We start from the raw sequence: 19647 nt of genomic DNA on the forward strand, positions 1-19647 counted from the left end.
GAGGGTTATGAGCGATACCGTGGCACGACCGGAGCAGGCGAGCGAGCCGGTCATCCAGATGCAGGGCGTGCACAAGTGGTACGGCCAGTTCCATGTGCTCAAGGACATCAACCTGAGCGTGCGCCAGGGCGAGCGCATCGTGCTCTGTGGGCCCTCCGGCTCGGGCAAGTCGACCACCATTCGCTGCCTGAACCGGCTGGAAGAACACCAGCAGGGACGCATCGTCATCAACGGCGTCGAGCTGACCAGCGATCTCAAGCAGATCGAGGCGATTCGCAGCGAAGTTGGCATGGTGTTCCAGCATTTCAACCTGTTCCCGCACCTGACGGTGTTGCAGAACTGCACGCTGGCACCGATGTGGGTGCGCAAGCTGCCGCGCCGACAGGCCGAGGAAATCGCCATGCATTATCTGGAGCGGGTGCGCATTCCGGAACAGGCCGGCAAATATCCCGGCCAGCTCTCCGGCGGCCAGCAGCAGCGCGTGGCGATCGCCCGGGCGCTGTGCATGAAGCCCAAGATCATGTTGTTCGACGAGCCGACCTCGGCGCTCGATCCGGAAATGGTCAAGGAAGTGCTGGATACCATGATCGCCCTCGCCGAGAGCGGCATGACCATGCTCTGCGTCACCCACGAGATGGGCTTTGCCCGCACCGTGGCCGACCGGGTGATCTTCATGGACCGCGGCGAGATCGTCGAACAGGCCGAGCCGGAGGTGTTCTTCAGCAATCCGGTCAACGACCGGACCAAGCTGTTCCTCAGCCAGATCCTGCATTGAGCGAGGGCTGGGCGGAATACTGCTGCGCGGCGTCGCCCGGCCTTCGGTTGACGCCGGTCATGGGGTTGCGTTTGCGCCTGGCATGTAATCGTTGCCCATCGTCGCAGTTCGGGAAGCGGGTCATGTCCAAGCGCAGAAAAAGTGGTGTCATGCGGTCGCTGCAGGGCCTGGTCGCCGGACTGCTGGCGAGCCTGCTGGCCACCGCCGCGCAGGGGCGGGAGTCGTGGCGCGAGCAAGACATCCGCGCGTCCCGCCAAGTGCTGCGCGAGGCCACGATGGCGCAGGCGCCGGTCTACCAGGCCGATCCGCTGGGGCTGATGCTGGTGGTCGAGACTGGCGATTCTCACATCACGATCCTCGATGGCGACAAGTTCGATCCCTTGCATCGCTTTGCCACCCGGGCGCAGCTGCATGGCAGTCCGACATTCACCCGCGACGGTCGCTACGCATTCTTTGTGTCCCGCGATGGCTGGGTGACCAAGTATGACCTGTGGACGCTGGAAGTCGTGGCCGAGGTGCGCGCGGGGCTGGACACCCGCAACATTGCCGTCGACCCGACGGGCGAGCACGTCGCCGTGGCCAACTACCAGCCCCATACCCTGGTGCTGCTGGATGGCGACCTGAACCTGCTCAAATCGATGTCGGCGCTCGACCAGAAGACGCAGCGCAGCTCCCGGGTGTCGGCGGTCTACAGCGTGCCGTCGCGACGGTCGTTCGTCGTGGCGATGAAGGACATCGCCGAGTTGTGGGAGGTCAGCTATGACCCGCAGGCCGAAGACATGGCGATCGGTCTGGTGCACGACTTCCAGTATCGGGAGGGCACCTTCGTCACCGGATATCTCAATCCGCGACGTATCGAGCTAAATGCGCCGCTGGAGGATTTCTTCTTCAATCCCGGTCAGGCTGAGCTGTTCGGCGTGTCGCCGCAGGGCGAGGTGCAGGTGATCCACCTGGATGCGCGCCAACGAATCGGCGGCTTGCCTTTGCAGGGGCGCCCACACATGGGCACGGCCGTCACCTGGCGTCGCCAGGGGGTGACGCTGATGGCCAGCACCAACCTTAAGCTACCGGAAGTTGCGGTGATCGACCCGCAGCGGCGCGAGCGGGTGCAAAGCATTGCCCTGCAAGGGCCGGGGGTTTTTCTCGCTGGCCATGAGAACAGTCGCTACCTGTTCGTCGATTCGATGCTGGCGGTCGATTCGCGGCATGTGCTGCAGGCGATTGACCGGGACACCCTGGAGGTCGCCTGGCGCTTCGCGGCCGAGCCGGAAGACACGCTGGCGCACGTCGAATTCACCCGCGACGGTCGTTACGCGCTGGCCAGCCTGTGGCGCGACGACGGCGCCGTGATCGTGTTCGATACGCAGAGCCTGAAAGAGGTCAAACGTCTGCCAATGAAGCGGCCGGAGGGCACATACAGCGTCTGGCGTGGCATCGAGGCCCAGCAGGGCGCTGCGCGTTAGCGTCAGCCGGCTGGCCGGGCGTTCGTCGGCGGCTGCGCTTGCAGCGGGTCGCTGCCCCTTTGACCGCCGTCATGGGCTAGAATACGCGCCCCGACTGCTCCCCTCTTCGAGGCTGTTCCGACGATGTTGATTCTGCGCGGCGCTCCCGCTCTTTCCGCCTTCCGTCACGGCAAGCTCCTGGCACAACTGACCGAGAAGGTCCCCGCCGTGAGCGGGTTGTATGCCGAGTTCGCCCATTTCGCCGAGGTTTCCGGCGCGCTTGGCGCGGAAGAGCAGCAGGTCCTGACCCGCCTGCTCAAGTACGGCCCCAGCGTGCCGGTGCAGGAGCCAGCCGGTCGGCTGTTCCTGGTGGTGCCGCGTTTCGGCACCATCTCGCCCTGGTCGAGCAAGGCCAGCGACATCGCCCACAACTGCGGTCTGGAGAAGATCCAGCGCCTGGAGCGCGGCATCGCCTACTACGTGCAGGGTGAGCTGTCCGACAGCGACGCCGCACTCGTCGCCGCCGCGTTGCATGACCGCATGACCCAGCTGGTGCTCGGCCGCTTCGAGGAAGCCGCCAACCTGTTCAGCCATGCCCAGCCCAAGCCGCTCACTGCCGTGGATGTGCTCGGCGGCGGTCGCGCCGCGCTGGAAAAGGCCAACGTCGAGCTGGGCCTGGCGCTGGCCGAAGACGAGATCGACTATCTGGTACAGGCCTTCACCGGACTGGCACGCAACCCGCACGACATCGAACTGATGATGTTCGCCCAGGCCAACTCCGAGCACTGCCGTCACAAGATCTTCAATGCCAGCTGGGACATCGACGGCGAAAGCCAGGATAAGTCTCTGTTCGGCATGATCAAGAACACCTACCAGCTGCACAACGAGGGCGTGCTATCGGCCTACAAGGACAACGCCGCCGTCATCGTCGGCAGTGTTGCTGGTCGCTTCTATCCGAATCCGGAGACGCGCGAGTACGCTGCGAGCCAGGAGCCGGTGCACATCCTGATGAAGGTGGAGACCCACAACCACCCGACGGCCATCGCGCCGTTCCCCGGTGCCTCCACCGGCTCCGGCGGCGAAATCCGCGACGAGGGTGCGACCGGGCGTGGCGCCAAGCCCAAGGCCGGTCTGACGGGCTTCACCGTCTCCAACCTGAATATCCCCGGTTTCGAGCAGCCCTGGGAGAAGCCCTACGGCAAGCCCGAGCGCATCGTCACGCCGCTGGACATCATGATCGAGGGCCCCTTGGGCGGCGCCGCGTTCAACAACGAGTTCGGCCGCCCGGCGCTGACCGGTTATTTCCGCACCTTCGAGCAGGCGATCGACTCGCCGCGCGGCGAGGAAGTACGCGGCTACCACAAGCCGATCATGCTTGCCGGCGGCATGGGCAACATCCGTGAAGATCATGTGCAGAAGGGCGAGATCTCGGTCGGCGGCAAGCTGATCGTGCTCGGCGGCCCGGCCATGCTGATCGGCCTGGGCGGCGGTGCAGCGTCGTCGATGGCCACTGGTACCAGTTCGGCTGACCTGGACTTTGCCTCGGTGCAGCGCGACAACCCGGAAATGGAACGTCGCTGCCAGGAAGTCATCGACCGCTGCTGGCAACTGGGCGAGCACAACCCGATCAAGTTCATCCACGATGTCGGCGCCGGCGGCCTGTCCAACGCCTTCCCCGAACTGGTCAACGATGGCGGTCGCGGTGGTCGCTTCGAGCTGCGCAACATCCCCAACGACGAGCCGGGCATGGCCCCGCACGAAATCTGGTGCAACGAGTCCCAGGAGCGCTACGTGCTCTCGGTCGATGCCGTCGATCTGGAGCGCTTCGCGGCGATCTGCGAGCGCGAGCGCTGCCCCTTCGCGGTCGTCGGCGAGGCCACCGAGGAAGCGCACCTGACCGTCGCCGACAGCCACTTCGGCAACAAGCCGGTGGACATGCCGCTCAACGTGCTGCTCGGCAAGGCGCCGCGCATGCATCGCAGCGCACAGCGCGAAGCCGGGCAGGGCGATGATTTCAACGCCGCGTCGGTCTACCTCGACGAGGCCGTGGGCCGCGTGCTTCGCCACCCGGCAGTGGCGAGCAAAAGCTTTTTGATCACCATCGGCGACCGCAGCATCACCGGCCTGGTGGCGCGCGACCAGATGGTCGGCCCCTGGCAGGTGCCGGTGGCCGATTGCGCAGTGACCGCCGCCAGCTATGACGTCTACACCGGGGAGGCGATGGCGATGGGCGAGCGCACGCCGCTGGCCCTGCTCGACGCGCCGGCCTCGGGGCGCATGGCGATCGGCGAGACGCTAACCAACCTGGCCGCGGCACGCATCGAGAAGCTCTCCGATATCAAGCTGTCGGCCAACTGGATGGCCGCTGCCGGTCACCCGGGCGAGGATGCGCGGCTGTACGACACCGTGCGTGCCGTCGGCATGGAGCTGTGCCCGCAACTGGGCCTGACCATCCCGGTGGGCAAGGACTCGATGTCGATGAAAACGCGCTGGTCGGACGAGGGCGCCGAGAAGAGCGTGACCTCGCCGCTGTCGCTGATCGTGTCCGGCTTCGCGCCGGTGGTCGACGTCCGCCAGACCCTGACCCCGCAGCTGCGTCTGGACAAGGGCGCCACCGACCTGATCCTGATCGACCTCGGCCGTGGGCAGAACCGCCTGGGCGGCTCGATCCTCGCCCAGGTCTACGGCAAGCTCGGCCGTGAAGTGCCGGATGTCGATGATGCCGAGGACCTGCGCGCGTTCTTCGCGGTCATCCAGGGGCTTAATGCCGATGGCCTGCTGCAGGCCTATCACGATCGCTCCGACGGCGGCCTGCTGACCACCGTGCTGGAAATGGCCTTCGCCGGCCACTGCGGCCTCGATCTGAATCTCGATAGCCTGCTGGACGACGCCGACGACGTACCGGCCGTGCTGTTCAGCGAGGAACTGGGTGCGGTCATCCAAGTGCGTCAGGACGATACTGAAATCGTGCTGGCGCAGTTCAGCGCCGCCGGCCTCGGCGATTGCGTCGCGGTGATCGGTCAGCCGACCAACAACGGTTACGTGTCGATCCGTCTCGCCGGCAGTGAAGTGTTCAGCGGCGACCGTCGCCTGCTGCAGCGCCAGTGGGCCGAAACCAGCTACCAGATCCAGCGCCTGCGCGACAACGCCGACTGTGCCGATCAGGAATTCGATGCGTTGCTGGAGGAAGACAACCCCGGCCTCAGCGTCAAGCTTGGCTTCGACGTCAACCAGGACATCGCCGCCCCGTACATCAAGCGCGGCGTGCGTCCGCAGGTGGCGGTGCTGCGTGAGCAGGGCGTCAACGGCCAGGTGGAGATGGCAGCGGCGTTCGATCGGGCCGGCTTTGCAGCGGTGGACGTGCACATGAGCGATATTCTCGCCGGGCGCGTCAGCCTCGAGGCGTTCAAGGGGCTGGTCGCTTGCGGCGGCTTCTCCTACGGCGACGTGCTCGGCGCTGGTGAAGGCTGGGCTAAGTCGATCCTGTTCCATGCCGGCGCCCGCGACGCGTTCCAGGCCTTCTTCGAGCGCAAGGACAGCTTCGCTCTCGGCGTGTGCAACGGTTGCCAGATGATGAGCAACCTGCACGAGCTGATTCCGGGCACCGAGAACTGGCCGCACTTCGTGCGTAACCGCTCGGAGCAGTTCGAGGCGCGCGTAGCGATGGTCCAGGTGCAGGATTCGCCGTCGATCCTGCTGCAAGGCATGGCAGGGTCGCGTATGCCGATCGCCATCGCTCATGGCGAGGGGCATGCCGAGTTCGCCAGCGAGGAGGCTCTGCTGCAGGCCGATCTGTCCGGCACCGTGGCGCTGCGTTACATCGACAATCACGGCAAGGTCACCGAGCGCTATCCGGCCAACCCCAACGGCTCGCCGCGCGGCATCACCGGCCTCACCAGTCGTGACGGCCGGGTGACCATCATGATGCCGCACCCCGAGCGGGTGGTGCGTGCCGTGACCAACTCCTGGCGCCCGGACGAGTGGCGCGAAGACGGCGGCTGGATGCGCCTGTTCCGCAACGCCCGCGTCTGGGTGGATTGATCACGCGGATCGATCCATAACGCACAAGCCCGATGGACCCCGTGGCCATCGGGCTTTTTTGCGCCCGGGTGCTGTCGCCGAGGAGGTGAACCCGGATCGTCTTACCGCGTCTTAGCTTTGATCGACCGCACCGTTTCGCTGTGCATCGTCATGCCAAAATGCCATCCATTGTCGGTGGGCACTGGTCCACCTCCCGTCTGGAGAACCCGATGTACAAGCTGTGTTTCTACGTTCCGGAGAGCCATCTGGATGCAGTCAAGAAAGCAGTGTTCGCAGCCGGTGCCGGCCGTATCGGCGCTTACGATAACTGCTGCTGGCAGACGCTCGGGCATGGCCAGTACCGTCCGCTGGAGAACAGCCAGCCTTTTCTCGGGCAACTGGGGCAGGTGCAACAGGTCGCTGAGTGGAAGGTCGAGCTGGTGGTTGCCGACGAGCTGATTCATGACAGCGTCAAAGCGTTGAAGAAGGCGCATCCCTACGAAACGCCGGCGTTCGATGTCTGGCGTCTGTCGGACATGCAGTTCTGACGGAACGAAATCGGGCGTCAAAGGCGCCCGCGGTGATTCAAGGCCGGATTTCGATCAGCGTACCGTTGCGCACCAACTGCCAGATTTCCTGCATGTCGGCGTTCTTCAGCGCAATGCAGCCCTCGGTCCAATCGAGGGTGTGGAAGAACCACTCAGGATACTCCTCGTCCAGCGGCGTGCCGTGCAGCATGATCATGTCCCCGGGCGGCACGCCCTGCGCCTCGGCGCGAGCGAGGTCGCGGGCGTTGGGGTAGGAGATGTGCATGGACAGATTGAATTTGTCGCTGGGCTTGCGCCAATCGATCCAGTAGAGCCCTTCGGGAGTGCGCTGGTCACCCTCGCGCAGCTTGGCGCCGGCTGGCTGTTTGCCGAGCGAGACGCGATAACTCTTGAGGGTCTTGCCACGGCTGAGCAGATGTAGCTGGCGTTCGGACTTGATGACCAGCACCTTGTCGATTGACGTCCCGTCCAGATGCGGCGTTGCATTGGCATGGGAAAGAGTGGCGAAGGTAAAACAGAAAACGGCGAACAGCCAGCGCATCTGAACTCTTCCTGCAATACGACGACATCAGACCTGGGGTTGCGATGGCATGGCGCCTGCTCGTACCGGGAGGGTCTGCTGCACCCGGTCAGTGAGGCGACATTCTAGGTTACCGGTGGATGCGCGCAAAGGCGGGCCGACCGGAAGTGCGTCGCGCGAGCCTTTGGCGCCGGCTCTGCGGATTGGGATGTCGCCAGCGCATTGGCGAGCGGCGCGACAGGCTGCAACATTCCAGGCGCTTTGCGGGTCATTGCTACGGAACACACCAGCCGGATCATTGGCTCCGCGCAACGACCCGCGTGCTGGTCCGGCACGCCGTTCAGGCTGGCGTACAGGGCGCTGCGGCGGGCCTTGGGCGGTTGCGCCTTTCATGCCATGATGCCGGTCAAAGATGAATTGAGATGATTATGCTGGATACCATTCTTCGCCGGGTGCGCGACTACTCTCCGCATCTTCTGGAGCCGGAGGGGCGACTGCCCGAGGCGGCCGTCCTGATGCCCATCACCCGAAGCGAGGATCCGGAGCTGGTGTTGACACTGCGCGCCAGCGGGCTGTCGACGCATGGCGGCGAGGTGGCGTTTCCCGGGGGGCGCCGCGATCCGGAGGATCGCGACCTCATGCATACAGCGTTGCGCGAGGCGGAGGAGGAGGTCGGTCTGGCGCCGGGCATGGTTGAGGTCATCGGGCCACTGAGCAGCCTGATTTCGGTGCACGGCATTCATGTCACGCCCTACGTCGGCATCGTTCCCGATTACGTGGAGTATCGCGCCAACGACGCGGAGATCGCCTCGGTGTTCTCCGTCCCGCTGAGCTTCTTCTGTCAGGACCCTCGCGAGGTCACGCATCGTATCGATTATCAGGGGCAGAGCTGGTACATCCCATCTTACCGATATGGCGAATACCAAATCTGGGGGCTGACGGCGATCATGATCGTCGAGCTGGTGAATCTGGTTTACGACGCCGGTATCGAGATGCGCAAGGCCTCGGCATCTTTCATCGATCTCACCGGGCGCGCCGCACGCTGACAACCAGCACCGCGCGCCTTTTTCGTCGGAATTCAGAGAGGATCCGCATGTGAAATACCGTCTGGGAGAATCGCGCGTCCAAGCCCATCCGCAGAGCTGGGTTGCTCCGACGGCGACGCTGATCGGCAAGGTTCGTCTCGATGAGGGGGCGAGCGTGTGGTTCGGCGCCGTGTTGCGTGGCGACAACGAACTGATCCATGTCGGCCCGAACAGCAACGTTCAGGATGGCAGCGTGATGCATACCGACATGGGGCATCCGCTGACGCTGGGCACCGGCGTCACCGTCGGCCATAACGCCATGCTGCATGGCTGCAGCGTCGGCGATTACAGCCTGATCGGCATCAATGCGGTGATCCTCAACGGCGCGAAGATTGGCAAGCACTGCATCATCGGCGCCAACACGCTGATTGCCGAGGGCAAGGAAATACCTGACGGCTCGCTGGTGGTGGGCTCGCCAGGCAAGGTGGTGCGCGAACTGAGCGAGGAGCAGAAGAAGATGCTCGAAGCCAGCGCTGCGCACTACGTACACAACGCCCAGCGCTACGCGCGCGAGTTGGAGCCGGACGAGTGAGCGACCGCGACAAGCCTGTCAGCTCGCCCTGCGTCAGCCTCTGCGCGTTGGATGAGGACGACGTGTGCGTGGGCTGCCAGCGCAGCGCCGATGAGATTCGTCGCTGGGGGCTCATGGACAATGATGAGCGACGCCAAGTGTTGCGCCAGTGCGCCGAGCGAGCCCGCGCCAGCGGACAACTGATTTAGGTATGCGCATCGTGCGCCGCTGATTGACGAACGACGAGGACTTCCATGCCCCGAATTGGCACCCCGCTAACTGCCAGCGCCACGCGCGTCCTGCTGTGTGGCTCCGGCGAGCTCGGCAAGGAGCTGGTGATCGAGCTGCAGCGTCTGGGCGTGGAGGTGATCGCGGTGGATCGCTACGCCAACGCTCCGGCCATGCAGGTGGCGCATCGCTCCCATGTGATCGACATGCTTGATGGCGCGGCGCTGCGCGCTGTGATCGAGCGGGAGCAGCCGCACTACATCGTCCCGGAAATCGAGGCCATTGCCACTGCCACGCTGGTTGAACTGGAGGCCGAAGGTTTCACCGTGATCCCAACTGCGCGAGCCGCTCAGCTGACCATGAATCGCGAGGGTATTCGGCGCCTGGCAGCGGAGGAACTGGGCTTGCCGACGTCTCCCTATCATTTCGCCGACTCACTGGCAGAATGCCGGGCGGCGGCACTGGCGCTGGGCTTTCCCTGCCTGATCAAGCCGGTGATGAGTTCGTCCGGCAAGGGGCAGACGCTGCTGCGCAGCGAGGCGGACATCGACGCCGCATGGGAATACGCGCAGGCCGGCGGGCGCGCCGGGCGTGGTCGGGTCATCGTCGAGGGATTCATCGATTTCGATTACGAGATCACGCTGCTCACGGTGCGGCATGCCGGCGGCAGCACCTTCTGCCAGCCGATCGGACACCGGCAGCAAAAGGGCGATTACCAGGAGTCCTGGCAACCGCAACCGGTTTGCGCTGCGGCGCTTGCCCAAGCCGAGCGAATTGCGCTGGCGGTGACCGACGCACTGGGTGGCCGTGGCGTGTTCGGTGTGGAGTTGTTCATCAAGGGCGAGCAGGTCTGGTTCTGCGAGATTTCGCCGCGTCCGCACGATACCGGCCTGGTTACGCTGGTATCGCAGGACCTTTCGGAATTCGCCTTGCATGCGCGGGCGATTCTCGGCTTGCCGATCCCGGCGATTCGCCAGCTCGGCCCCTCCGCCTCGGCCGTCATTCTGGCGGAGGGCGAGTCGACCGAGGTCTGCTTCGGTAATCTGGAAGGAGCGTTGTCTGAGCCGGACACGTCGCTGCGCCTGTTTGGCAAGCCGGGTGTCAGCGGCCAACGGCGGATGGGAGTGGCGCTGGCCCGCGACGTGTCGCTCGAGACTGCGCGGGCGAAGGCTCAGCGCGCCGCGGCGGCGGTCAAGATTCAACTCTAGCGGTCGGGCCAGAGCGCCGCCTACTCGTCTCGAGGAGGCTCGATGGCCCAGGCGCGAACGCTTTTCACCCGGTTGTCCGCGGCCTGCAGGATTTCCAGCCGGTAGCGGCCGATCTGCAGGCATATACCGCTGTCGGGAATGTGTTCGAGGGCTTCGGTAATCAGCCCGTTGAGCGTCCTGGGCCCGTCGCAGGGAAGCTGCCAGCCGAGTGCCCGGTTGATCTCGCGCAGGTACGCGGCGCCATCGATAACCTGCGTGCCGTCGTCCTGAGGATGGATGTCTGGGCTGCGCAGGGTGTCCTGGTTGCTGAACTCGCCGACGATTTCTTCGAGGATGTCTTCCAGGGTCACGATCCCCATCACATCGCCGTACTCGTCGACGACGATGCCGATGCGGCGCTTCTGTTTCTGGAAATTGAGCAGCTGGGTGGAGAGCGGCGTGTTCTCCGGCACGAAGTACGGCGGGCTGCAGGCCTCGAGCAGGCTGTCGCGGGTCAACTGATCATGGCTGAGCAGGCGGGCGATATGCCGCATGTGGATGATGCCTTCGATCTGGTTGATGTCCTTGCGGAACACCGGCAGACGGGTGTGCGAGGTGGTGCGCAGCTGGCCGATGATGGTTTCCAGATCGTCTTCGAGATCAATGCCCGCGACCTCGTTGCGCGGGATCATGATGTCGTCCACCGTCACCCGCTCGAGATCCAGAATGCCGAGCAGCATGCTCTGGCGATTCAGTGGCAGATCGCTGCCGGACTCACGCACTACGCTGCGCAATTCCTCGCTGGACAGGCTGTCGCTGCGCTTGGCGGTCGGATCGATGCCGGCCAGGCGCAGCAGGCCGTTGCTGATCCAGCCGAGCAGGGCGACCACCGGATACAGCACCTTCTGCAGTGCGGCCAGCGGCAGGCTGACTGGATAGGCCACCGTTTCCGGATGCAGCGCGGCGAAGGTCTTGGGCGCGATTTCGCCGAAGATCAGCAACAGCAGCGTCACGCCGAGGGTGGCGATGGCGATACCGGCTTCGCCCCACAGCTGCACGGCGATCACCGTAGCGATCGAAGAGGCGAGGATGTTGACGAAGTTGTTGCCGACCAGAATGGTGCCTAGCAGCCGATCCGGTCGCGCCAGCAGGTCGATGGCGCGCCTGGCTCCGCGATGGCCTTCTCTGGCGCGATGGCGCAGGCGATAGCGGTTGAGGCTGAGCATCCCGGTTTCGGAGCTCGAAAAGAACGCGGAACATAGGATCAGGAAAACCAGCAGTCCGACCACTAGGCCGGGATGTAGATGTTCCACGTATCTGTCCCGTGTCTTAGATGTGCAGGATGAATTCGCGAACCAGCTTGCTGCCGAAGTACGCCAGCATCAACAGGCAGAAGCCGACCAGGGTCCAACGGATGGCCTTGTAGCCACGCCAGCCGAGCTGGTGGCGACCCCACAGCAGCAGGCCGAAGACCACCCAGGCGACCACCGACAGCAGGGTTTTGTGCACCAGATGCTGGGCGAACAGGTCGTCAAGGAACAGCCAGCCGGACAGCAGCGAAGCCGAAAGCAGCAGCCAGCCGGCCCAGAGGAAGCCGAACAGCAGGCTTTCCATGGTTTGCAGCGGCGGGAAGTTGCGGATCAGCCCTGATGGGTGCTTGTTCTTCAGATGGTGATCCTGCAGCAGCAGCAGCAGCGCCTGGAACACCGCGATGGTGAGCATGCCGTAAGCCAGGATCGACAACAGGATGTGTGCCAGGATGCCCGCTTCTTCAGTAATCGCTGGCGCGGTGCCGGTCGGCGCGAACTGTGCGAACAAAACCGTCAGGCAGCCGAGCGGAAACAGCAACACCAGCAGGTTCTCAACCGGCATCCGTTGCAGGGCCAGGAGAATCAGCAGGATCACGGCGGCGGCGATCAGGCTTGAGGCATTGAAAAAGTCCAGGTGCAGGCCGCTCGGGGAAAGCAGCTGCATGAACAGGCTGGCGCCGTGCGCCAACAGTGCCAACGCGCCGAGCACGAGCAGCAGACGTTTGTCCGGGACAGAACGTTGTGCCAGACGCAAACTTTGATAGCCCGTGACGCCAGCATATAGAAGAGCGGCAGTGAGGCTGGGCAGCAGAGGGTGCATAGGTTCTGGTAGCGACTCGAAAGGCCGTGAGTGTGGCACAAACCCCCAAGGTGCAAAAGCGGCGGGAGGTCGCTTACATGAAAAGCATCATTGCCGGGGTACCGGCCGGATGCCCCGAGTCTCTATAATCGCTGCCTTCACCACATCCAACGTGGAACGCCTCATGTTCGAGAACCTAACCGATCGCCTGTCACAAACCCTTCGCCATGTCACGGGCAAGGCGAAGCTGACCGAGGACAACATCAAGGACACCCTGCGCGAGGTGCGGATGGCCCTGCTCGAGGCCGACGTCGCGCTGCCGGTGGTCAAGGACTTCGTCAACAAGGTCAAGGAGCGTGCGGTCGGCACCGAGGTGTCGAAGAGCCTGACGCCGGGCCAGGCGTTCGTGAAGATCGTGCGTGCCGAGCTCGAGGAGCTGATGGGTGCCGCCAACGAGGATCTGGCGCTGAGTGTCGCGCCGCCGGCAGTGGTGCTGATGGCAGGTCTGCAGGGTGCGGGCAAGACCACGACCGTGGGCAAGCTTGCGCGGCTGCTCAAGGATCGCAAGAAGAAGTCGGTGATGGTCGTGTCGGCCGACGTCTACCGTCCGGCGGCGATCAAGCAGCTGGAAACGCTGGCTGGCGAAGTGGGTGTGACCTTCTTCCCCTCTGATATCAGCCAGAAGCCGGTAGAGATTGCCCAGGCGGCGATCCGCGAGGCGCGGCTGAAGTTCATCGACGTGGTGCTGGTGGATACGGCTGGCCGTCTGGCCATCGATGCCGACATGATGGCCGAGATTCAGGCGCTGCATGCGGCGATCAATCCTGTCGAGACGCTGTTCGTAGTGGACGCCATGACCGGCCAGGATGCCGCCAATACCGCACGTGCCTTTGGCGACGCGCTGCCACTCACTGGCGTGGTGCTGACCAAGGTCGATGGCGATGCCCGTGGCGGTGCCGCGCTGTCGGTACGTCACATTACCGGCAAGCCGATCAAGTTCCTCGGTATGGGCGAGAAGAGCGACGCGCTCGAACCGTTCCATCCTGACCGCATCGCATCGCGCATCCTCGGCATGGGCGACGTGCTCAGTCTGATCGAGCAGGCCGAGCAGACCCTCGATCGCGAGAAGGCCGAGAAGCTCACCAAGAAGCTAAAGAAGGGCAAGGGCTTCGACCTCGAGGACTTCCGCGACCAGTTGCAGCAGATGAAGAACATGGGCGGGCTCGGCGGGCTGATGGACAAGCTACCGTCGATCGGTGGCGTTAACCTTGCGCAGATGGGCAATGCCCAGGGCGCGGCAGAAAAGCAGTTCAAGCAGATGGAGGCCATCATCAACTCGATGACGCCGGCCGAGCGCCGCAATCCCGATCTCATCAGCGGTTCGCGCAAGCGTCGCATCGCGCTAGGCTCCGGTACCCAGGTGCAGGACATCGGTCGGCTGATCAAGCAGCACAAGCAGATGCAGAAGATGATGAAGAAAGTCACCGGCAAGGGGGGAATGGCCAAGATGATGCGCGGTATGGGCGGCATGTTCCCCGGTGGCGGGATGCCGAAGTTCTGAGCTGCAGCGGTACTTTGAACGACGGGTCGCCTGCAAGCGGCCCTGCTTGCCGGGATTACTTGTGGCTGGCAGCTTGAAGGTTGTCGCTTTTACTCGTAAAATGCGCGGCCTTTCGGGCCTAGGCCCATTTTAAGTGTGTGCCTTAAGTTAGCACCGACTACAGGAACGATGTTCACATGGTAACTATTCGTCTCGCCCGTGGCGGCTCCAAGAAGCGCCCTTTCTACCACCTGACCGTGACCAACAGCCGCAATGCGCGCGATGGTCGCTTCGTCGAGCGCATCGGTTTCTTCAATCCGATCGCCAGCGGTGCGGAAGTGAAGCTTTCGGTGAACCAAGAGCGCGCCGCGTACTGGCTGAGCCAGGGCGCCCAGCCGTCTGAGCGTGTTGCTCAGCTGCTGAAGGAAGCTGCCAAGGCTGCTGCCTGAATCGCATGAGCGCAACGTCTGCTCCGGCCGAGGATCTTATCGTCATCGGCAAGATCGTTTCGGTGCATGGCGTGCGAGGTGACGTAAAGGTCTACTCCTTTACCGATCCGATCGACAATCTGCTCGACTACCGTCACTGGACGCTGCGGCGAGGTGACGAGGTCAAGCAGGTCGAGCTGGTCAGGGGCCGCCTTCAGGGCAAGATCCTGGTGGCGTCGCTGAAAGGGCTGAATGATCGCGAGATCGCGCGTTCGTACGCGGATTTCGAAATCTGCATTCCACGTACGGAACTGCCCGCGCTGGCCAGCGATGAGTACTACTGGTACCAGCTTCAGGGGTTGAAGGTCATCAACCAGCTCGAGCAGTTGCTCGGTGTTGTCGATCATCTGCTCGAGACCGGTGCCAATGACGTTCTGGTGGTCAAGCCCTGCGCCGGCAGCGTGGATGAGCGGGAGCGGCTGCTGCCCTATACCGATCAGTGCGTGCAGCGCATCGATTTGGAGCTGGGTGAGATGCGGGTCGACTGGGATGCGGACTTCTGAGCCTCATGTCTGGTTTGCGCGTTGAAGTCATCAGTCTGTTCCCAGAGATGTTCGCTGCGATCCGCGATTACGGGATAACCAGTCGCGCGGTCAAGCAGGGGCTCTTGCAGCTGCGCTGCTGGAACCCGCGGAGCTACACCGACGATCGTCATCAGACCGTGGATGACCGACCATTCGGTGGCGGCCCCGGAATGGTGATGAAGATCCAGCCACTGGAGCGCGCCTTGACGGACGCACGTCATGTGGCTGGAGAGGCGGCGAAGGTGATTTATCTTTCGCCGCAGGGACGTCAGCTGAAGCAGGCGGACGTCCGGCAGTTGGCGAAGGAGGAGGCACTGATCCTCATCGCTGGCCGCTATGAAGGCATCGACGAGCGTTTCATCGAGGCGCACGTAGATGAGGAGTGGTCGATCGGTGATTACGTGCTGTCCGGTGGCGAGCTGCCGGCGATGGTGCTGATCGATGCAGTGACCCGTCTGCTCCCCGGAGCGTTGGGCCATGCTGATTCCGCCGAGGAGGATTCGTTTACTGACGGCCTGCTCGACTGTCCGCATTACACGCGACCTGAGGTGTATGCGGACAAGCGTGTTCCTGAAGTGCTGCTCAGCGGCAACCATGAACACATCCGGCGCTGGCGTTTGCAGCAGTCCCTTGGGAGAACCTGGGAGCGCCGTGCCGATCTTCTGGATAGCCGCTCGCTTTCTGGAGAAGAACAGAAGCTGCTGGAGGAGTACATCCGCCAGCGGGACGATAGTTAACGCAACGTATCGATGGCAGGCCATAAGGGCTTGTCTTAGGAGCACAGCATGACCAACAAGATCATCCAGCAGCTCGAAGCCGAGCAGATGAACAAAGAAATCCCGGCATTTGCCCCTGGCGACACCGTGATTGTCCAGGTGAAGGTGAAGGAAGGCGATCGTCAGCGTCTTCAGGCCTTCGAAGGTGTGGTGATCGGCAAGCGTAACCGCGGCCTGAACAGCGCCTTCACCGTCCGTAAGATCTCCAACGGTGTGGGTGTCGAGCGTACCTTCCAGACCTACAGCCCGGTCGTCGACAGCCTGAGCATCAAGCGCCGCGGCGACGTACGCAAGGCCAAGCTGTACTATCTGCGCGATCTGTCTGGTAAGGCCGCACGCATCAAGGAAAAGCTGTCCTGAGAGCGCATTTCTCGATGCACGAAAAAAGCAGCCTGCGGGCTGCTTTTTTTATGCCCGTCCCCCACGTTATTGCCGGTGAGGCACGGGCGGTGCTGAGTGGCAGATTCGCGGGTAATTTACGAGAGTCTCGATATGCCGGCACTACACGATCCAATCATTGATCGTTTTCTGGATGCGCTGTGGCTGGAGAAAGGCCTGGCAGACAATACGCGCGACGCCTATTGCAGTGACCTTGCCCTGTTCAATGGTTGGCTCGCGGAGCGTGGGGCTTCCCTGGTCGGTGTGGGCCGCGACGCCATTCTCGATCACTTGGCCTGGCGCCTGGCTAATGGCTACAAGGCGCGTTCGACCGCGCGGTTTCTCTCCGGTATGCGTGGCTTCTATCGCTATCTGCTGCGTGAAGGTTTGGTGGAGAGCGATCCGACGCTGAGGATCGAGCTGCCGCGACTGGGCCGATCGCTACCCAAGGCCTTGTCCGAGGCCGACGTCGAAGCGCTGCTGGCCGCGCCGGATATTGGTGATGCGCTTGGCCTGCGCGACCGCGCGATGCTCGAGGTGCTCTACGCCTGCGGCCTGCGCGTCAGTGAGCTGGTCGGTATGCATCAGGAGCAGATAAGCCTGCGCCAGGGTGTATTACGCACCTTCGGCAAGGGCAACAAGGAGCGCCTGGTGCCGCTGGGCGATGAAGCTATGTACTGGCTGGAGCGCTATCGACGCGACGCGCGTGGCCTGTTGCTTGGCGATAAGCCGGGCGATGTCGAATTTCTGAGTCGGCGAGGCGATCCGATGACTCGCCAGACGTTCTGGCATCGAATCAAACTGCATGCCAGACAGGCCGGGATCGCTGCCGCCATCTCGCCGCATACCCTGCGGCATGCCTTTGCAACGCATCTGCTCAATCATGGCGCCGATCTGCGCACCGTGCAGATGCTGCTTGGCCACAGCGATCTATCGACTACGCAAATCTATACGCACATCGCGCGCGCGCGCCTGCAGGCGCTGCATGCCGAGCACCATCCGCGGGGCTAGCTGCGAGTGGTTGAGGAAAATCGCACCAATCTGCGACGCGCTTCGGTGTTTGTGCCTGTCGGCTTGCATGCAACGATTTGCAGGCGGCTGCTGTGATAGGCTGTACGCCTTTTCTCGACCGTCGTTGCAGGAGTTTTCATGGGCGCGATTCGTTTGTTTACCGTCGTGGTCGCCAGCCTGGCCAGTACCTTCGTCTTCGCTGCTGACCCTGATCAGGCGATTCGCAAGACGCTGCAAACGGCTCAGCCGGACCTGCCGATCGAGGCGATTGCCGAAAGTCCGATGTCGGGGCTCTATCAGGTGCAGCTGAAGGGCGGTCGCCAGCTTTACGCCAGCGCCGACGGCCAGTTCGTCTTGCAGGGCTTCCTCTATCGTTTTCAAGACGGCCGGGCAGTCAACCTTACCGAACAGGCGCAGAGTCAGTCGGTCGCGCGGGAGATCGACGCGATTCCGGCGAGCGAGATGGTGGTGTTCGCGCCGAAGAATCCGAAAACCCACATCACCGTCTTCACCGACACCGATTGCGGTTATTGCCAGAAGCTGCATAGCGAGGTTCCCGAGCTGAACCGTCTGGGCGTGGAGGTACGGTACGTCGCCTTTCCGCGCCAAGGCATGGGTAGTCACGGTGCCAATACTCTGACCAGCGTCTGGTGCGCGAAGGATCGCCAGGCCGCGATGAACTTGGCCAAGGCGCGTAAGGATGTGCCGCAGGCCAGCTGCGACAGCCCGATTGCCAAGCAGTACGCTCTCGGCCAGCTGATCGGCGTGCAGGGTACGCCTGCCATTATCCTCGCCGACGGTCAGATGATTCCTGGTTATCAGCCCGCACCGCAGCTGGCGGAGCTGGCGCTGCAGGCCAACTGACGGCTGGCCCGAGCTGATTCGTCGCCACGCCTCGGCGGGTCGATGCGCAATCCGCCGAGGCGTGCACCTGATGGTGGGCTCGTGCCTCGGCCGGGCGCGGTACGACATTGCTAGGGGCAGCAAAAGCCTCAGCGCACAGGCGGATGAGTTGCTGGCGTAGCGGCATCGGCGGCTGGGCCTGGCTGGTGTCGATGACGCGGCGATGGCCGATTGACTAACGGCGACGCCCTTCGTAATGTGCGACTCTTTTGTTCGGCCGGTGCCCCCGGTCGATCGCCGTAAATGGGGGAGTGCAGCTTGAAACCGGTGAAAGTTGGCATCTGTGGGCTGGGAACCGTCGGTGGCGGTACCTTCAATGTGCTCAAGCGCAACGCCGAGGAGATTGCCCGCCGCGCCGGACGTGGCATCGAGGTCGCGCAGATCGCCACACGCCAGCCAAACCCCAAGTGCGACACCACCGGCACCCCGGTAACCGATGACGTGTTCGACGTCGTCAACAATCCCGAGATCGATATCGTCGTAGAGCTGATCGGCGGTTATACGCTGGCGCGCGAGCTGGTGCTCAAGGCCATCGATAACGGCAAGCACGTGGTTACCGCCAACAAGGCGCTGATCGCTGTCCACGGTAACGAACTGTTCGCCAAAGCCCGCGAGAAGGGCGTGATCGTCGCATTCGAGGCGTCGGTGGCCGGTGGCATTCCGGTAATCAAGGCGATTCGCGAAGGGCTGGCCGGCAACCGTATCAACTGGGTGGCCGGGATCATCAACGGCACTGGCAACTTCATTCTCACCGAGATGCGCGACAAGGGGCGGGCCTTCGCGGACGTGCTCAAGGAGGCACAGGCACTGGGTTACGCCGAGGCCGATCCGACCTTCGATGTCGAAGGCATCGACGCTGCGCACAAGCTGACCATCCTAGCTTCCATTGCCTTCGGCATTCCGCTGCAGTTCGACAAAGCCTATACCGAAGGCATCGGCCAGCTGACTACCGCCGACGTCAACTATGCCGAAGCGCTGGGCTACCGCATCAAGCACCTCGGCGTGGCCCGTCGCACCGAAGCGGGCATCGAACTGCGGGTGCACCCGACCCTGATTCCCGCCGATCGCCTGATCGCCAACGTCAACGGTGTCATGAACGCGGTGATGGTCAATGGCGATGCCGTGGGCAGCACGCTTTACTACGGCGCCGGGGCCGGCATGGAGCCGACCGCATCGGCGGTGGTCGCCGATCTTGTCGATGTCGCCCGCGCGCTGACCACCGACCCGCATAATCGCGTGCCGCATCTGGCGTTCCAGCCGGATTCGCTGTCCGATCATCCGATCCTGCCGATTGCCGCCTGCGAGAGCGCCTACTACCTGCGCATCCAGGCCAAGGATCATCCGGGTGTGCTGGCGCAGGTCGCCACCATCCTCTCCGAGCGCGGGATCAACATCGAGTCGATCATGCAGAAGGAAGTCGAGGAGCATGATGGCCTGGTGCCGGTGATTCTGGTCACCCATCGGGTTGTCGAGCAGCGCATCGATGACGCGATTGCCGCGCTCGAAGCGCTCGACGACGTGGCGGACAAGGTCGTGCGGATTCGCGTCGAACAACTGAACTAACCGGAGCTTACGAGCCGTAGGCCTTGCTGCTTGCGGTTT

Annotated in this window: 19 protein-coding genes; 16 read left to right on the forward strand and 3 right to left on the reverse strand. The window is 63.4% G+C overall.

Features of this window, described 5'->3' with window-relative positions; all coding sequences use genetic code 11:
• Positions 1-7: 7 nt before the first annotated feature.
• From HU825_RS09905 to HU825_RS09920, 4 genes are all read left to right on the forward strand, one after another.
• Positions 8-775, forward strand: a complete 768-nt coding sequence (locus HU825_RS09905) for an amino acid ABC transporter ATP-binding protein (RefSeq protein ID WP_054093649.1) — start codon at positions 8-10, stop codon at positions 773-775.
• Between the two features lie 122 nt (positions 776-897).
• Entirely contained in the window at positions 898-2238 is a 1341-nt protein-coding gene (locus HU825_RS09910) for a cytochrome D1 domain-containing protein (RefSeq protein ID WP_234301951.1), read from the forward strand.
• A gap of 123 nt (positions 2239-2361) precedes the next feature.
• Entirely contained in the window at positions 2362-6258 is a 3897-nt protein-coding gene (purL, locus tag HU825_RS09915) for a phosphoribosylformylglycinamidine synthase (protein ID WP_234301952.1), read from the forward strand.
• Between the two features lie 209 nt (positions 6259-6467).
• Positions 6468-6785, forward strand: a complete 318-nt coding sequence (locus HU825_RS09920; RefSeq protein ID WP_043295906.1) for a YqfO family protein — start codon at positions 6468-6470, stop codon at positions 6783-6785.
• A 37-nt stretch (positions 6786-6822) separates the two neighbouring features.
• On the opposite strand, the gene HU825_RS09925 is transcribed toward HU825_RS09920, so the two are convergent.
• Positions 6823-7326 carry a L,D-transpeptidase family protein gene (locus HU825_RS09925; RefSeq protein WP_043295907.1) on the reverse strand — a complete coding sequence of 168 codons (504 nt, stop codon included), beginning with the start codon at positions 7324-7326 and terminating at the stop codon, positions 6823-6825.
• Between the two features lie 407 nt (positions 7327-7733).
• Between HU825_RS09925 and HU825_RS09930 the strand changes: the two genes are divergently transcribed.
• From HU825_RS09930 to purT, 4 genes are read left to right on the forward strand one after another with little or no spacing between them, the layout of a single operon-like run.
• On the forward strand, positions 7734-8351 hold the full coding sequence (locus HU825_RS09930; protein ID WP_043296375.1) for a CoA pyrophosphatase: 618 nt from the start codon (positions 7734-7736) through the stop codon (positions 8349-8351).
• A gap of 49 nt (positions 8352-8400) precedes the next feature.
• Positions 8401-8922 carry a gamma carbonic anhydrase family protein gene (locus HU825_RS09935; RefSeq protein WP_054093652.1) on the forward strand — a complete coding sequence of 174 codons (522 nt, stop codon included), beginning with the start codon at positions 8401-8403 and terminating at the stop codon, positions 8920-8922.
• The gene (locus HU825_RS09940; RefSeq protein ID WP_054093653.1) at positions 8919-9110 is read left to right on the forward strand and encodes a DUF1289 domain-containing protein; all 192 of its coding nucleotides are present in this window, start codon (positions 8919-8921) and stop codon (positions 9108-9110) included. Before HU825_RS09935 ends, HU825_RS09940 begins: the two co-directional genes overlap by 4 nt.
• Before the next feature lie 45 nt (positions 9111-9155).
• On the forward strand, positions 9156-10337 hold the full coding sequence (gene purT, locus HU825_RS09945; protein WP_234301953.1) for a formate-dependent phosphoribosylglycinamide formyltransferase: 1182 nt from the start codon (positions 9156-9158) through the stop codon (positions 10335-10337).
• Positions 10338-10357: 20 nt separating this feature from the next.
• On the opposite strand, the gene HU825_RS09950 is transcribed toward purT, so the two are convergent.
• Positions 10358-11629, reverse strand: coding sequence for an HlyC/CorC family transporter (locus HU825_RS09950; RefSeq protein WP_054093655.1), 1272 nt, complete (start codon positions 11627-11629; stop codon positions 10358-10360).
• A 16-nt stretch (positions 11630-11645) separates the two neighbouring features.
• Complete coding sequence (locus tag HU825_RS09955) at positions 11646-12446, reverse strand: cytochrome C assembly family protein (protein ID WP_043295911.1); 801 nt, start codon at positions 12444-12446, stop codon at positions 11646-11648.
• 163 nt (positions 12447-12609) lie between these two features.
• On the opposite strand from HU825_RS09955, the gene ffh reads away from it, so the two are divergent.
• From ffh to HU825_RS09995, 8 genes are all read left to right on the forward strand, one after another.
• Entirely contained in the window at positions 12610-13986 is a 1377-nt protein-coding gene (gene ffh / locus HU825_RS09960; protein WP_138299388.1) for a signal recognition particle protein, read from the forward strand.
• 176 nt (positions 13987-14162) lie between these two features.
• Positions 14163-14414 (forward strand): 30S ribosomal protein S16, encoded by a 252-nt coding sequence (rpsP, locus tag HU825_RS09965; protein WP_009867795.1) that lies wholly within the window; start codon positions 14163-14165, stop codon positions 14412-14414.
• Positions 14415-14419: 5 nt separating this feature from the next.
• Positions 14420-14956: a ribosome maturation factor RimM gene (gene rimM, locus HU825_RS09970; RefSeq protein ID WP_054093657.1), complete on the forward strand. Its 537-nt coding sequence runs from the start codon at positions 14420-14422 to the stop codon at positions 14954-14956.
• A gap of 5 nt (positions 14957-14961) precedes the next feature.
• Complete coding sequence (trmD, locus tag HU825_RS09975; RefSeq protein ID WP_054093658.1) at positions 14962-15714, forward strand: tRNA (guanosine(37)-N1)-methyltransferase TrmD; 753 nt, start codon at positions 14962-14964, stop codon at positions 15712-15714.
• A gap of 48 nt (positions 15715-15762) precedes the next feature.
• Positions 15763-16113: a 50S ribosomal protein L19 gene (gene rplS / locus HU825_RS09980; RefSeq protein ID WP_234301954.1), complete on the forward strand. Its 351-nt coding sequence runs from the start codon at positions 15763-15765 to the stop codon at positions 16111-16113.
• Positions 16114-16245: 132 nt separating this feature from the next.
• Entirely contained in the window at positions 16246-17142 is an 897-nt protein-coding gene (xerD, locus tag HU825_RS09985) for a site-specific tyrosine recombinase XerD (RefSeq protein WP_234301955.1), read from the forward strand.
• A gap of 138 nt (positions 17143-17280) precedes the next feature.
• A complete protein-coding gene (locus tag HU825_RS09990; RefSeq protein ID WP_054093671.1) occupies positions 17281-18006 on the forward strand; it encodes a thioredoxin fold domain-containing protein in 726 nt (241 codons plus the stop codon).
• Between the two features lie 297 nt (positions 18007-18303).
• Positions 18304-19608: a homoserine dehydrogenase gene (locus HU825_RS09995; protein WP_234301956.1), complete on the forward strand. Its 1305-nt coding sequence runs from the start codon at positions 18304-18306 to the stop codon at positions 19606-19608.
• The last annotated feature ends 39 nt before the right edge of the window (positions 19609-19647 follow it).

The organism is Pseudomonas phenolilytica, assembly GCF_021432765.1.
In the GTDB taxonomy this organism is placed as follows: domain Bacteria; phylum Pseudomonadota; class Gammaproteobacteria; order Pseudomonadales; family Pseudomonadaceae; genus Stutzerimonas; species Stutzerimonas phenolilytica.

Coding starts and splice junctions, on each gene's coding strand:
- HU825_RS09930 (WP_043296375.1), top strand. CDS start 7,734: ATGCTGGATACCATTCTTCGCCGGGTGCGCGACTACTCTCCGCATCTT.
- rplS (WP_234301954.1), top strand. CDS start 15,763: ATGACCAACAAGATCATCCAGCAGCTCGAAGCCGAGCAGATGAACAAA.
- HU825_RS09990 (WP_054093671.1), top strand. CDS start 17,281: ATGGGCGCGATTCGTTTGTTTACCGTCGTGGTCGCCAGCCTGGCCAGT.
- HU825_RS09925 (WP_043295907.1), bottom strand. CDS start 7,326: ATGCGCTGGCTGTTCGCCGTTTTCTGTTTTACCTTCGCCACTCTTTCC.
- ffh (WP_138299388.1), top strand. CDS start 12,610: ATGTTCGAGAACCTAACCGATCGCCTGTCACAAACCCTTCGCCATGTC.
- HU825_RS09920 (WP_043295906.1), top strand. CDS start 6,468: ATGTACAAGCTGTGTTTCTACGTTCCGGAGAGCCATCTGGATGCAGTC.
- trmD (WP_054093658.1), top strand. CDS start 14,962: ATGTCTGGTTTGCGCGTTGAAGTCATCAGTCTGTTCCCAGAGATGTTC.
- HU825_RS09955 (WP_043295911.1), bottom strand. CDS start 12,446: ATGCACCCTCTGCTGCCCAGCCTCACTGCCGCTCTTCTATATGCTGGC.
- rimM (WP_054093657.1), top strand. CDS start 14,420: ATGAGCGCAACGTCTGCTCCGGCCGAGGATCTTATCGTCATCGGCAAG.
- purL (WP_234301952.1), top strand. CDS start 2,362: ATGTTGATTCTGCGCGGCGCTCCCGCTCTTTCCGCCTTCCGTCACGGC.
- rpsP (WP_009867795.1), top strand. CDS start 14,163: ATGGTAACTATTCGTCTCGCCCGTGGCGGCTCCAAGAAGCGCCCTTTC.
- purT (WP_234301953.1), top strand. CDS start 9,156: ATGCCCCGAATTGGCACCCCGCTAACTGCCAGCGCCACGCGCGTCCTG.
- xerD (WP_234301955.1), top strand. CDS start 16,246: ATGCCGGCACTACACGATCCAATCATTGATCGTTTTCTGGATGCGCTG.
- HU825_RS09905 (WP_054093649.1), top strand. CDS start 8: ATGAGCGATACCGTGGCACGACCGGAGCAGGCGAGCGAGCCGGTCATC.
- HU825_RS09910 (WP_234301951.1), top strand. CDS start 898: ATGTCCAAGCGCAGAAAAAGTGGTGTCATGCGGTCGCTGCAGGGCCTG.